Below are 13,727 nucleotides of genomic sequence, written 5' to 3'. Positions count from 1 at the left end.
GCCGGGCTGAACGTGCGCCTGGGCTCGATCGACCCGGCGCTCAAGCGCAGCACCACCCTGACCCTGCCTGACGGCGACACGCTGACGCTGGAGCCAGTGCAGCGCCAGCGCTACCGACTGGGCCTCAAGCACTTCGACCCGTGCACGATCCTGCTGAACAACGACCTGCCGGGCGGCGCGCCGGGCATCCTGGAGGATCTGCACGAGCAGTACCTGCTGCCGCCGCTGCAGGCCGGCGTCACGGTGCGCCGCAAGAGCCGCCACTACCAGTGCTATGAAGAGGTGAGCAAGCGCTTCGGCAAGCTGGTCGGCATCGATCCCTGGCTGATCAACCCGATGCATGCCGATTGCGGCGCCATCGATCCGCACACGCCGGCCGGCCTGGACGCCTTGCGTGGGCAGGTCGATGCCCTGCTGGGCAAGCTGCGGCGCAAGTACAAGGAGTACGGCATCAACGAGAAGCCCTTCGTCGTCGTCAAGACCGACCAGGGGCCGTGCGGCATGGGCATCCTGACGGTGCGCGATGCGCGGGAACTGGACCTGCCGGCGGGAGGGGCCGATGCCGCCGAGGCGTTGCCGGATCCGGCTGGCGAGCTCGTGATCCAGGAGGGCGTGCTGACCAATGAGCGCGTGCACGACGCCGTCGCGGAGCCGGTGGTCTACACCATCGATCGCTACGTGGTCGGTGGTTTCTACCGCATCCATGCCGAGCGCGCCGAGGACGAGAACCTGCAGGCGCCCGGCGCGCGCTTCGTGCCCCTGCCCTTTGCCGGCGATGCCCATCTGCCGCACAGCAAGGGCGAGGCGCGCACGCCCAACCGCTTCTACATGTACGGCGTGATCGCGCGCCTGGCGATGGTGGCGGCGAGCTACGAGCTCGAGGCCACCGACCCCGAACTGGCCGAAGCCCTGGCCTGAACACCGGGCGCGGCCCGGATTTGCCGGCCCGCTGCGCCGGGCGCACAATCGCCCACCGAATCGCCGTGGGGCCCCGCGTGTCCGCACCCCAGTCCTCCCAGGCCACCCTGATCGTGGGGGCCGCCGGTGTCGTCTACGGCGACATCGGCACCAGCGTGCTCTACACGCTGAAGGAGGTGTTCGGTGGCGGCCACGTGCCGTTCACGCCGGCCAACGTGCTGGGCGTGCTGTCGATCGTGTTCTGGACGCTGACCCTGGTGGTCTCGCTCAAGTACGTGACGCTGGTGCTGCGCGCCGACAACCACGGCGAGGGCGGCCTGGTGGCGATGCTGGCGCTGGCCTCGCAGTCGGTGCGTGACAAGGCGCCGGCGCTGCGCCGCTGGATGCTGGCGATCGGCATCTTCGGCACCTGCCTGTTCTACGGCGACGGCGTGATCACGCCGGCCATCACCGTGCTGTCGGCAGTCGAGGGGCTGGACGTCGTCACCCCGGGGCTGCGCCGCGCCGTGATTCCGCTCACGCTGCTGATCCTGCTGGCGCTGTTCTGGATGCAGCGCCGCGGCACGTCCGGCATCGGGCGCTTCTTCGGTCCCGTGATGCTGCTGTGGTTCCTGGTGATCGCGCTGCTGGGGGCCTGGCAGGTGGCGCGCTACCCGGCCATCCTGGCCGCGCTCGGCCCGCAGCACGCGGTCGGCTTCATCGCGCGTCAGCCGGGCCTGGCCTTCATCATCCTGGGTGCCGTCGTGCTGTGCGTCACCGGCGCGGAAGCACTGTATGCCGACCTCGGCCACTTCGGTCGCCAGCCGATTCGGCGCACCTGGTTTGCCATCGTGATGCCCGCGCTCACGCTCAACTACTTCGGCCAGGGGGCGCTGCTGCTGGAGCATCCGCAAGCGGCCAGCAATCCGTTCTTCATGCTGGCGCCCGACTGGCTGTTGCTGCCCCTGGTCGCCCTGGCGACGCTGGCCGCGGTCATCGCCTCCCAGGCCCTGATCACCGGGGCCTTCAGCGTCACGCGCCAGGTGATCCAGCTCGGCTACCTGCCGCGCCTGAAGGTGCTGCACACCAGTGCGCGCGACACCGGCCAGATCTACCTGCCGCTGGTCAACTGGCTGCTGTTCGGCATGATTGTGCTGGCGGTGCTGGTGTTCAAGTCCTCGTCCAACCTGGCCGCCGCGTATGGCATCGCGGTGACGCTGGACATGACGATCACCACCATCCTGACCTTCTTCGTGGTGCGCTATGGCTGGGGCTATCCGCTCGCGCTGTGCGTGCTCGCCACCGGCTTCTTCCTGGCCATCGACCTCGCCTTCTTCGGCTCCAACCTGCTCAAGCTGGTGCAGGGGGGCTGGTTTCCGATCTTCATCGGTGGCACGGTGTTCGTGCTGATGACCACCTGGCGGGACGGCCGCGAGCTGCTCACCCAGGCGCTGCGCCAGCATTCGGTGGACCTGCCCGATTACCTCGAGTCGGTGTTCCGCGATCCGCCGGCGCGCGTGCCCGGCACGGCGGTGTTCCTGAGCGCCGAGCCGGGGGTCGTGCCCAACGCCCTGATGCACAACCTCAAGCACAACAAGGTCCTGCACGCGCAGAACCTGTTCGTCACGCGGCGTGCGCACGAGGTGCCGTGGATCGGGTTGGCACAGCGGCTGGAGGTCGAGCCGCTCGGCCACGACTGCTGGCAGGTGGTGGTGCACGATGGCTTCAAGAACGATGCGGACCTGCCGAGGGCGCTCGAGCTGCTGGCCGGTCGCGGCATCGACCTGAATCCGATGAGCACCAGCTACTTCCTGTCACGCGACATCGTCACGCCGACCGTCGGCACCGGCCTGGCGCCGTGGCGCGAGAAGCTGTTTGCCTGGATGCACCACGGCGCATCGGGCGCTGCCGACTACCTCAACATCCCGAGCAACGCGGTGGTCGAGCTGGGTTCCAAGGTCGAGATCTGACGCGCCAGCAGCGCGGCGCCGCCTTCGGCACAATCGCTCGATGCCCTTTTTTCGCGACCTGAGCGTGTCGGCGGCCAGTGCCGGCTTCGTTGCGGTGCTGGTCGGCTTCACCAGTTCGGTGGCGCTGGTGTTCCAGGCGGCGCAGGCCTTTGGCGCCTCGGAGGCGGTGATCGCCTCCTGGATGTGGGCCCTGGGCATCGGCATGGGCCTGACCACGGCGCTGCCTTCGCTGCTGCTGAAGAAGCCCGTGATGATCGCCTGGAGCACGCCCGGCGCGGCGGTGCTGGCCAGCGCCGGCGTCGGCTTCGACCTGGCCCAGGCGACCGGCGCCTTCATCGTCTGTGCGCTGCTGATCACGCTGTCCGGCGTGACCGGCTGGTTCGAGCGCGTGATGAGCCGCATCCCGATGGCGATCGCCGCCGGCCTGCTGGCGGGCGTGCTGGCGAGCTTCGGCATGGCCGCCTTCAGCGCCGCGCAGACCGCGCTGCCGCTGGTGCTTCTGATGCTGGCCAGCTACCTGCTGGGCAAGCGCTGGCTGCCGCGCTACGCGGTGCCGCTGACGCTGGCGGCCTCGATCGCCTTTGCCGCGGCCCAGGGCCAGATCGCCTGGTCCGAGGTGCAGTGGGAGCTGACGCGGCCGGTGTGGACCACGCCGCGCTTCACCTGGCAGGCGGCGGTGAGCGTGGCGCTCCCCCTGTTCGTGGTCACCATGGCGTCGCAGAACGTGCCGGGCGTCGCGGTGATCCGCGCCACCGGCTATCACATGCCGATCAGCCGCCTGATCAGCCTGTCCGGCGTCGCCACCCTGCTGCTGGCCCCGTTTGGAGGCTACACCTTCAACCTGGCCGCAATCACCGCGGCGATCTGCATGGGTCCCGAGGCCCATCCCGAGCCCGCGCGCCGGTACACCGCCGCTGTCGTGTGCGGCGTGCTCTACATCGGGATTGGTCTGTTCGGCGCCGCCGTGGCGGGCCTGCTGATCGCCTTCCCGCGGGAGCTGGTGGCGGCGATCGCGGGCCTGGCGCTGCTGTCCACCATCGGCGGCGGCCTGGTGGCGGCGCTGCAGGACGAGGCGCATCGCGAACCGGCCCTGATCACCTTTCTCGTCACCGCCTCGGGCCTGACCCTGGGCGGCATCGGCTCCGCCTTCTGGGGCGTGGTGGCCGGCAGCATCGCCCTCATGGTCGCCGACATGGGGCGAAAATCAGGCGCCGGGCCCGCCACGCCCTGAAGCCATCCCGCCTATTGGAACCATCATGAGACTGCTGTTCGTCGCCGACCCGCTGGAGCACTTCAAGATCCACAAGGACACCACCTTCGCCATGATGCGCGAGGCGGCGCGGCGCGGATACCGGATCGCGGCCTGCGAGCCGGGCCACCTGCACTGGCAGACCGGCGGTCGGGTCGAGGCGCGCGTGCGCCCGATCACGCTCACCGGGCGCAAGCCCGAATGGTTCGAGGAGGCCGCGGCCGAGACCGTGGCGCTGCGCGACTTCGGCGCCGTGCTGATGCGCAAGGACCCGCCCTTCGACGCCGAGTACATCTACGCCACGCACCTGCTGGAGCAGGCCGAGCGCGAGGGTGCGCGCGTGTTCAACAAGCCGCGCGCGCTGCGCGACCACCCGGAAAAGCTGGCCATCATGGAGTGGCCGCAGTTCATCGGCCCGACCCTGGTGACGCGCTCGGCCGACGAGATCCGGCGCTTCCACGCCGAGCACCACGACATCATCCTGAAACCGCTGGACGGCATGGGCGGCATGGGGATCTTCCGCGTCAAGGCGGACGGCCTGAACCTCGGCTCCATCATCGAGACCCTGAACCAGGGCGGCGCGCGGACCGTGATGGTGCAGCGCTACCTGGCCGAGATCACGGCCGGCGACAAGCGCGTGCTGGTGATCGACGGCGTGCCGGTGCCGTACTGCCTCGCGCGCGTGCCGCAGGGCGACGACATCCGCGGCAACCTGGCGGCCGGCGCCATCGGCGTGGCGCAGCCGCTCACCGACAGCGACCGCGCCACCGCCGAGGCCATCGGCCGCGTGCTGGCGCCGCGCGGCCTGCTGCTGATCGGGCTGGACATCATCGGCACCCACGTCACCGAGATCAACGTCACCAGCCCGACCTGCTTCCAGGAGATCCACGAGCAGGCCGGCTGCGACGTCGCGGCACTGTTCGTCGACGCGCTGGAGCGCGCTGCCGCCAGCTGAGCACCTCCATGCCGGACGCGCGCCCCGACGCCGAGCCGCAGGACGCGTTGCCGCACCCCGACGCCGACCTCGGCGCGCTGGCGCCGTTCCGCCACCGCGTGTTCAGCATGCTGTGGAGCACCTGGCTGATCGCCAACCTCTGCATGTGGATGAACGACGTGGCAGCAGCCTGGCTGATGACCACGCTGGCGGCGCGGCCCAACTGGGTGGCGCTGGTGCAGACCGCGGCGACGCTGCCGGTGTTCCTGCTCGGCCTGCCTTCGGGTGCGCTGGCCGACATCTTCGACCGCAAGCGCTTCCTGCTGCTGACCCAGCTCTGGGTGGCCGGGGTCGGCACGCTGCTGGCGCTGGCCATCTTTGCCGGCGTGGTGACGCCGCCGCTGCTGCTGCTGCTGGTGTTCCTCAACGGCATCGGGCTGGCGCTGCGCTGGCCGGTGTTCTCAGCCATCGTGCCGGAGCTGGTGCCGCGCGCGCAACTGCCGGCGGCGCTGGCGCTGAACGGCGTGTCGATGAACGCGGCGCGCATCTTCGGGCCGCTGCTGGCGGGCGCGATCATCGCTGCCCTCGGCAGCGCCTGGGTGTTCCTGCTCAACGCCGTGCTGTCGGCCGCCGCCGCCGTCGTCATCTCGCGCTGGCGCCGCGAGCACCGGCCGCACCCGCTCGGGCGCGAGCCGTTTGGTGGCGCCATGCGCGTCGGCCTGCAGTACCTGCGCCAGTCGCAGCACCTGAAGGGCGTGCTGCTGCGCATCGCCATCTTCTTCTTCCACTCCACCGCGCTGATGGCGCTGCTGCCGCTGGTGGCGCTGCAGATCGAGGGTGGCGACGCGCGCACCTTCACCGTGCTGCTGGCGGCCATGGGCGCCGGCGCCGTGGCCTCCACCTTTGCCCTGCCGCGGCTGCGCCAGGCCTTCGCACGCGACCACCTGGTGCTGGGCGGCGCCGGCGCGCAGGCACTCAGCATGGCGGTGATGGCGCTCACGAGCAATGTCTGGGTCGGCGTGCTGGCGATGCTGGTGGGCGGCGCGGCCTGGCTCACCACCGCGAATTCGCTCAGCGTGTCGGCCCAGCTCAGCCTGCCCGACTGGGTGCGCGCGCGCGGCATGTCGATGTACCAGATGGCGATCATGGGCTCGGCGGCCTCGGGCGCCGCGGTCTGGGGCCAGGTCGCGACCTGGAGCAGCGTGCCGGTGGCGCTGGGCCTGGGCGCAGCCAGCGCCATCCTCGTGATGACGCTGGCGATCCGGCGCTGGCCGGACCGCGGCGCGATGGAAGACCCGACCCCGGCCGGTCCGCTGCCGCATCCGGAGGTCAGCACGCCGCCCGCCAGCGGGCACGTGCTGGTGACGATCGAATACCAGATCGATCCGGCGCGCGCTGCCGCCTTCCGCGCCCTGATGGACGAGAGTCGCCGCTCGCGCCTGCGCCAGGGCGCGCTGGGCTGGGAGCTGCTGTCCGACATCAACGACCCCGGGCGCTTCGTCGAGGTGATCGAGGACGCCTCCTGGACCGAGTACCTGCGCCGCTTCGAGCGCGTCGGCGTGGCCGATGCCGCCCTGCGCGAGCGCAAGCTGGCCTACCACGTCGGCGTCGAGCCGCCCATCGTGCGACGCGCCGTGCGCGAGAGCACGGCGCGCGGCGGGCGCATGAGCTTCGGCCCCGGCTGAGCGGCGCGCCCGGGCGGCCGGGATCGAGGACGACAGCGCCGAGCAAGCGCGCTCTTGTGCTGAATCAAGTCGCTGCGAGGATCGGTGCCGGAGAATCACCGTCGTGCCGTTTCGTCGCTCCCGTTCCGCGCTGGGCCGCTGGGCCACTGCCTTGATGCTCCTGGCCCTGTTGGCCCAGACGCTCGTCATGCAGGCGAGCGCGGGTCACGCGGCCGCGATGCTGTCCGAGCGCTGGGTGGCGGGCATGGTGTGCACCGGCTCGGGCGAGCCGACGACGCTGGAGCTTGGCGACGCGGCTGCCGAGGGTGCACAGCAGTTGCTGGCCCGGTGCCCGCTGTGCGCGGTCGCGGCGATGCCGCTGCTGGCGCCGTTGCCGGCCAGCGATGCCGTGCCGGTGGCGCTGGGCGAGTACCGGCCTCTGCGGCCGTTGCCGCCGGCGCTGCTGCTGGCGGCGCCAGCGCGCCTGCTGCCGCCGGCGCAAGGTCCGCCGACGGCGGGCTGAATTCCACTTCGCACACGGACGATCGCGGCCTGCGCCGCAGCGTCGTCGCCGGCTTGCGGCGAACGCGCCGCCGGCCGGGCGAAATCCTGTGTCGTTCCCGGATTCAATCCGGCCATGCCGTGGGCATGGCCGGGCAACCTTGCCCTGTTCACGCCATGAAACCGAATGCCCCCAGGCGCCCGCGCGCCTTGTCCCGAATCGCCCATCCCCTGAACGCCATCGTGGCGCTGCTGCCCTTGTGTGCGGCGGCCCAGGACGCCGCGCCGGTGGTCGCCGACGCCGTCGCCGGCAGCCTGGCACCGGTCACCGTGACCGCGCCGCGCGCCGCTGCCGAACCACTGGGCAGCCAGAGCCTGGATGGCGAGCTGCTGCGCACGCAGCGACCGATCAGCGCCGACACGGCGCAACTGCTGCGCGACTTTCCCGGCTACGCAGCCCAGACCGCGGGCGGCGTGTCCAGCCTGCCGGCCATCCGCGGCCTGGGCGACGACCGGCTGCGCATCGAGCTCAACGGCATGTCGCTGATCTCGTCCTGCGGCAACCACATGAACCCGCCGCTGTCCTACGTCGATCCGACGCGCATCGAGCGCGTCCGCGTATTCGCCGGGGTGGTGCCGGTCAGCGTCGGCGGTGACAGCATCGGCGCCACGGTGCAGGTCGATGCGGCTGAGCCGGTGTTCGCCGCGCCCGGTGCGCCCGCCGTGGTCGGCGGCGAGCTGACGATGTCGGGGCAGAGCAATGGCAATGGCGTCGCCGCCCAGGCCTCGGCCCACTACGCGACCGAGCGCTTCAGCCTGCGCTACGACGGCGCGCTGGCGCAGGCCGACAACTACCGCGCCGGGCGCGGCTTCAAGCCGGCCGGGCCGGCCGCCAGCGACAAGCCGGACCACTGGCTGCGCGCCGACGAGGTCGGCTCGACCGCCTACAAGACCCGCAACCACGCGCTGACCGGTGCCTGGCGCGGAGATGACCAACTGGTGGAGCTCGGCCTCGGCCTGCAGGACATTCCCTACCAGTACTACCCCAACCAGCGCATGGACATGACGCGCAACGACGCCTGGCATGCCAACCTGCGCTACGAGGGCCGCTTCGACTGGGGCCGGCTGGAAGCGCGCGCCTGGCACGAGCGCACCCGCCACGGCATGCAGTTCGGCGCCGACAAGCAGTACTGGTACGGCCCCGAGAACGACGTGCCCGGCATGCCGATGGACACGCGCGGGCGCACCACCGGCGTGCGCGTGATGGGCGAGCTGCCGGTGAGCGAGCGCGACACCGTGCGCGTCGGCGCCGAGGCGCTGCACTACAGCCTGGACGACTGGTGGGAGCCCTCCGGCGGCGGCATGGCACCCAACACCTTCTGGAACATCCGCGATGGCCGGCGCGACCGGATCGACCTGTTCGCCGAGTGGCAGGCGCGCTGGAGTCCGCAGTGGCTGACCCTGATCGGCCTGCGCAGCGCCAACACCCGCACCGACACCGGGCAGGTAGCGGGCTACAACGCCAACTACGACGCCGATGCCAAGGCCTTCAACGCGCGCGACCGCCGCCGTACCGACCACAACTGGGACCTGGCGGCACTGGCGCGCTTCACGCCCAACGCCAACGCCAGCTACGAGTTCGGCGTCGCGCACAAGATGCGCTCGCCCAACCTGTACGAGCGCTATGCCTGGTCCACCGGCGGCATGGCGATGCGCATGGTCAACCTCACCGGTGACGGCAACGGCTACGTCGGCAACCCCGACCTCAAGCCCGAGCAGGCCACCACGCTGAGCGTCACGGCCGACTGGCATGACGCCACGGCAGAGCAGTGGGGCGTGCGGCTGACGCCCTACTACACCCATGTGCGCAACTACGTCGATGCGCTGCGCTGCGGGGGCGCCAGCGGAGCGATGGCGGTGTGCAACGACGCCAACCTGGCGGCCCAGGACGCCTTCGTCTACCTGCGCTTCGCCAACCAGACCGTGCGCCTGTACGGCGTCGACCTGAACGGCTTTGCCGAACTGGGACGCAGTCCGCGCTGGGGCCAGTTCGTGCTCAGCGGCGGCATCAACTACGTGCGTGGCAAGAACACCGACACCGGCGACAACCTGATCAACATGATGCCGCTCAACGCGCGCCTGGCGCTGACGCACCGCCTGGGTGGCTGGAGCGGCACCGCCGAGTGGGTCGGCGTGGCCGGCAAGACCAAGGTCTCGCGCGAGCGCAACGAGATGCGCACCGGCGGTTACGCCCTACTCAACCTGCGTGCCGGCTACGCCTGGAAGCAGATGCGGCTCGACTTCGGCATCGACAACGTGTTCGACCGCTACTACGAGTTGCCGCTGGGCGGCGCCTACCTGGGCCAGGGCCGCACCATGGCCGGCACCGCCGTGCCCTGGGGCGTGAGCGTGCCGGGGCGCGGACGTTCGTTCAATGTTGCGCTGAGCATGCGCTTCTGACATCGCGCCGGCCCGGTTGCCTGGGTCAATCGACCTGCCGCGCGCCGTCCACGAACACCCGCAGCTCGCCCGGCGCGAACGGCGTCCACTGCTCGTCGCTGGTGAGCGGCGTGGTGGCGATCACGGCGACGCGGTCGGCGGGCGTGGTGTGCTCGGCGAAGTTGACCGACAGGTCCTGGTCGGCCAGCCGCGCGCTGGCAAACGGGTGCTGACGCACCACGTGGCACAGCCGGGTCGAGGCGTGCGCCCACAGCGCTGAGCCGTTGGACAGCAGCATGTTGAAGCTGCCGTGGCGCGCGATCTGCGGCAGCAACTCGCGCAGCGTGCGCGTCAGCTCGGCCACTGGCGGCACGTCGGCGTGCGCCTTGGCCAGTTCCTGCAGCAGCCAGCAGAAGGCCAGTTCGCTGTCGGTGTCGCCGACGGGGTGGAAGTGCCCATGCAGGCGCGGCGCGTAGTCCTTCAGGTCGCCGTTGTGGGCAAACACCCAGTAGCGGCCCCAAAGTTCGCGCACGAAGGGGTGGCAGTTCTCCAGCGTCACCTGGCCCACGGTGGCCTTGCGGATGTGGGAGATGACGTTGCGGCTCTTGATCGGGTAGCTGCGGATCAGCGCCGCCACCGGCGAGTCGGCGGCGGCGCCCGGATCCAGGAACACGCGTGCCCCGCGATCTTCGAAAAAGGCGATGCCCCAGCCGTCGCCGTGGTGGTCGGTGCGCCCGCCGCGCTGGGCGAAGCCGGCGAAGCTGAAGGTCACGTCGGTGGGCGTGTTGCAGTTCATGCCCAGCAGCTGGCACATGGTGCGGTCTCCGTGCAGGCGCTCGACTTCAGGGCGTGCGCTCGGCGCAGGCGCGGCAGATGCAGGCCAGCCGCCGTGCGTCGGCCGGCACTTGCGCCAGCAGGCCGGCATCGAATTCCACGCCGGTGCACCAGCATGGCGCCTGCGCCTCGGGCTGGCCCGGCGCGGGCGCCAGCGCGCACTGGTTCGGTGCACCACACAGGGGGCAGCGCGCGGTGTCGATGGGACTTGCCGGGAAGGTCATGCGGGATGGTATTCTGCGGCAAGAAACCCCCCGTCGCCGTTGTGGCAGCGGGGCAGCTACTCTTGTCGGAACGATTGACGATGACTGATCAAGCCTTGACACCCGCCCAGCTCGAGGAGCTCAGGCAGCTGCTGTTGGCGCGCCGCGCCGACCTGCAGGACCAGATGGTGCAGAACCTGGCCAACCTGGAGCCGGCGCGCAAGACCGCCGCCAGCGTGTCGCAGGACGACAACGCGCGCCTGGCGAACCAGATGCGCGAGGTCGACACGCGCCTCACCGCGCTCGATGTCGATGAACTGGGCCGCATCGATCGTGCGCTGGAGCGCATGGCCGATGGCAGCTACGGCCTGTGCGGCGAGTGTGGCTGCGCCATTCCGTTCGAGCGACTCAAGGCCGAGCCGATGACTCAGCACTGCGTGGCCTGCAAGTCGCGCTGGGAGGAAAAGCAGGGCCTGCGTACCTGAGAGTCGGCGCACGCACCAGGAACCGGCTCGCCCAGGGCGCGTCCAAGGCAAATGACGCCGCGCGCGCGGTGCGCTTGGAGGTGCGCGATGAAGAGTTCATGCAGGCCTTCGCTGTGGGCCGGCCCATGCGTGCTGCTGGTCTGCGGCGCGGCACTGGCCACCGAACCGGCAACCCCGGATGCTCAGGCGCGCACGGCGCAGGCTCAGGGGCGCAGCGTGTCGATCGTCGAGCTGGAACACAGCCAGATCGTCACCAGCGCTTCCGGTCCGGGCGCCGTGGCCGAAACCCGGATCGGCGACGGCCAGGTGCGCGCGCGCAGCCGAGGCCGTGCGGTGGTGATCATCAACGGCCGCGTGGTGCAGTCCGGTGAATCGGATGCGCCCACGTGCTCCGGGCGCAGCGCGGCGTGTCCGGATGCGTCTGCAGACGGGGGGCATGGCGAATGATGTCGCTGCGCCGCCATGCCGCGGCCATCATTCGTCACCCCGGCGCCAGCTGCGGCTGAGGCTTTTGCCTGGTCGCCGGGGGCATCCCCTGCCGGCGGGCTGAGGCCCGCGGCTCAGGCCTGCTGGCGCAGCTCTGGGCAGGCCAAAGCAGCGGCACCCGCTTCCGACGGGCACCGGCGTGCAGCGGCTCAGGGGGGGTGCTTTCCCTTACGCGCCAGCCTTCACCTTCTGGCGCCAGGCGTGCAGCAGCGGCTCGGTGTAGCCGCTGGGCTGGCTCAATCCCTGGAACACCAGGTCGCAGGCGGCCTGGTAGGCGGCCGAAGTCTGGAAGTGGCCATGCATCGGGCGGTACAGCGGGTCGCCGGCGTTCTGCTCGTCCACCAGCGCGGCCATGCGCTCGAAGGTGGCGCGCACCTGCTCTTCGGTGACGATGCCGTGCAGCAGCCAGTTGGCGATGTGCTGGCTCGAGATGCGCAGCGTCGCGCGGTCCTCCATCAGGCCGACGCCGTGGATGTCGGGCACCTTGGAGCAGCCCACGCCCTGGTCGATCCAGCGCACCACGTAGCCCAGGATGCCCTGCACGTTGTTGTCCAGCTCCTGCTGGCGCTCCTCGGCGCTCCAGTTCGGGGTAGCCGTGACCGGCACCTGCAGCAGGCCGGCGAGCAGCGCGTCGTGTGCGCCGATCGGGTCGGTGAGCGCCATCGCCTGCTCCATTTCCTGCTGGATGCGGGCCACGTTGACCTGGTGGTAGTGCAGCGCGTGCAGCGTGGCGGCCGTGGGCGAGGGCACCCAGGCGGTGTTGGCGCCGGCACGCGGCTGGGCGATCTTCTGCTCCAGCATGGCCGCCATCAGGTCGGGCATGGCCCACATGCCCTTGCCGATCTGGGCGCGCCCGCGCAGGCCGCAGGCCAGGCCGACCTGCACGTTGTTCTTCTCGTAGGCGGCGATCCAGGCACTGCTCTTCATGTCGCCCTTGCGGATCATCGGCCCGGCGCGCATGCCACTGTGCATCTCGTCGCCCGTGCGGTCCAGGAAGCCGGTGTTGATGAAGGCCACGCGGCCGGCGGCGGCGGCGATGCAGGCCTTGAGGTTGACGCTGGTGCGGCGCTCCTCGTCCATGATGCCGAGCTTGACCGTGTTGCCGGGCAGCCCCAGCATGGCCTCGGTGCGGCCGAACAGCTCGTCGGCAAAGGCCACCTCGGCCGGGCCGTGCATCTTCGGCTTCACGATGTAGATGCTGCCCATGCGCGAGTTGCGGATGCCGCTGGTGGCGCTCTGGCGCTTGAGGTCGATGATGGCGATGGTGGTGGTCACCACCGCGTCCAGGATGCCCTCGGGAATTTCGCGCTCCTGGCCATCGGCGTCGCGATAGAGGATGGCCGGGTTGGTCATCAGGTGGCCGACGTTGCGCACGAACAGCAGCGAGCGGCCGTGGCGGCGCACCGGCTGGCCCACCGCGTGGCCGTCGCCACCGTCGGCGCCGAAGCCGCCGATGTAGTCGCGGTCCGGATTCAGCTTGCGGGTGAAGGTCTGGTCGCCCTTGGTCACGGCCTCGGCCAGGGTGCCCTGCATGATGCCGAGCCAGTTGGCGTAGGCCTGCACCTTGTCTTCGGCGTCGACGGCGGCAATCGAATCCTCCAGGTCGAGGATGGTCGACAGCGCCGCTTCCAGCTCGACATCGCAGATGCCGGCCGCGTCGGTCTTGCCGATCGCCGTGCTGCGGTCGATGCGGATGTCGATGTGGATGCCGTTGTGCTTGAGCAGCAGCGCCGTCGGCGCCGACCAGTCACCCTGGTAGCCGACGAACTGCACCGGGCTCGCCAGGCCGACCTGGCGGCCATCCTGCAGCGTCGCCCGCAGCTTGCCGCCGATCACGGCGTAGCTGGCGACGTCGCTGTGCGAGGCGCCGGCCAGTGCTACCGTGCTGTCCAGGAAGCGGCGCACGAAGGCGATCACGCGCGCCCCGCGCACCGGGTTGTAGCCCTTGCCGCGCTCGGCGCCGCCGGTCTCGGGGATGGCATCGGTGCCGTACAGCGCGTCGTAGAGCGAGCCCCAGCGCGCGTTGGCGGCGTTCAGGGCATAGCGCGCGTTCAGGATCGGCACC

General features: G+C 70.6%; 11 protein-coding genes and 1 pseudogene. 9 read left to right on the top strand and 3 right to left on the bottom strand.

Features of this window, described 5'->3' with window-relative positions; translation table 11 throughout:
* The 7 genes and pseudogenes from gshA to PKA16_RS14555 form a co-directional block, all read left to right on the top strand.
* Window positions 1-918, top strand: a 918-nt coding sequence (gene gshA, locus PKA16_RS14585; RefSeq protein ID WP_324404257.1) for a glutamate--cysteine ligase, incomplete at its 5' end; no start/stop codon positions are given.
* A gap of 77 nt (window positions 919-995) precedes the next feature.
* Entirely contained in the window at window positions 996-2,867 is a 1,872-nt protein-coding gene (locus PKA16_RS14580; RefSeq protein WP_324404256.1) for a potassium transporter Kup, read from the top strand.
* A 37-nt stretch (window positions 2,868-2,904) separates the two neighbouring features.
* Window positions 2,905-4,098, top strand: a pseudogene (locus PKA16_RS14575) (benzoate/H(+) symporter BenE family transporter); the annotation flags it as partial.
* A 25-nt stretch (window positions 4,099-4,123) separates the two neighbouring features.
* Window positions 4,124-5,071 carry a glutathione synthase gene (gene gshB, locus PKA16_RS14570; protein WP_324404255.1) on the top strand — a complete coding sequence of 316 codons (948 nt, stop codon included), beginning with the start codon at window positions 4,124-4,126 and terminating at the stop codon, window positions 5,069-5,071.
* Window positions 5,072-5,079: 8 nt separating this feature from the next.
* Window positions 5,080-6,735 carry an MFS transporter gene (locus PKA16_RS14565; protein ID WP_324404254.1) on the top strand — a complete coding sequence of 552 codons (1,656 nt, stop codon included), beginning with the start codon at window positions 5,080-5,082 and terminating at the stop codon, window positions 6,733-6,735.
* A gap of 154 nt (window positions 6,736-6,889) precedes the next feature.
* Window positions 6,890-7,237 carry a hypothetical protein gene (locus PKA16_RS14560; RefSeq protein ID WP_324404253.1) on the top strand — a complete coding sequence of 116 codons (348 nt, stop codon included), beginning with the start codon at window positions 6,890-6,892 and terminating at the stop codon, window positions 7,235-7,237.
* A 188-nt stretch (window positions 7,238-7,425) separates the two neighbouring features.
* Window positions 7,426-9,675, top strand: coding sequence for a TonB-dependent receptor (locus tag PKA16_RS14555; protein WP_324404252.1), 2,250 nt, complete (start codon window positions 7,426-7,428; stop codon window positions 9,673-9,675).
* Between the two features lie 25 nt (window positions 9,676-9,700).
* Here the strand turns inward: PKA16_RS14555 and PKA16_RS14550 are convergent, their stop codons facing one another.
* Together PKA16_RS14550 and PKA16_RS14545 are read right to left on the bottom strand one after the other, a co-directional pair.
* Window positions 9,701-10,468 carry a class II glutamine amidotransferase gene (locus tag PKA16_RS14550; RefSeq protein ID WP_324404251.1) on the bottom strand — a complete coding sequence of 256 codons (768 nt, stop codon included), beginning with the start codon at window positions 10,466-10,468 and terminating at the stop codon, window positions 9,701-9,703.
* 28 nt (window positions 10,469-10,496) lie between these two features.
* Window positions 10,497-10,712: a cysteine-rich CWC family protein gene (locus tag PKA16_RS14545; protein ID WP_324404250.1), complete on the bottom strand. Its 216-nt coding sequence runs from the start codon at window positions 10,710-10,712 to the stop codon at window positions 10,497-10,499.
* A gap of 80 nt (window positions 10,713-10,792) precedes the next feature.
* Between PKA16_RS14545 and PKA16_RS14540 the strand changes: the two genes are divergently transcribed.
* Together PKA16_RS14540 and PKA16_RS14535 are read left to right on the top strand one after the other, a co-directional pair.
* Window positions 10,793-11,176, top strand: a complete 384-nt coding sequence (locus tag PKA16_RS14540; protein WP_324404249.1) for a TraR/DksA C4-type zinc finger protein — start codon at window positions 10,793-10,795, stop codon at window positions 11,174-11,176.
* An 87-nt stretch (window positions 11,177-11,263) separates the two neighbouring features.
* On the top strand, window positions 11,264-11,623 hold the full coding sequence (locus tag PKA16_RS14535; protein WP_324404248.1) for a hypothetical protein: 360 nt from the start codon (window positions 11,264-11,266) through the stop codon (window positions 11,621-11,623).
* Between the two features lie 207 nt (window positions 11,624-11,830).
* On the opposite strand, the gene PKA16_RS14530 is transcribed toward PKA16_RS14535, so the two are convergent.
* On the bottom strand, window positions 11,831-13,727 hold a 1,897-nt coding region (locus PKA16_RS14530), incomplete at its 5' end, for a malate synthase G (protein ID WP_324404247.1).

The sequence above is a fragment of the Ottowia sp. genome (assembly GCF_035325765.1).
GTDB lineage: Bacteria > Pseudomonadota > Gammaproteobacteria > Burkholderiales > Burkholderiaceae_C > Ottowia.
This window is presented reverse-complemented; position numbering and strand designations above follow the sequence as displayed.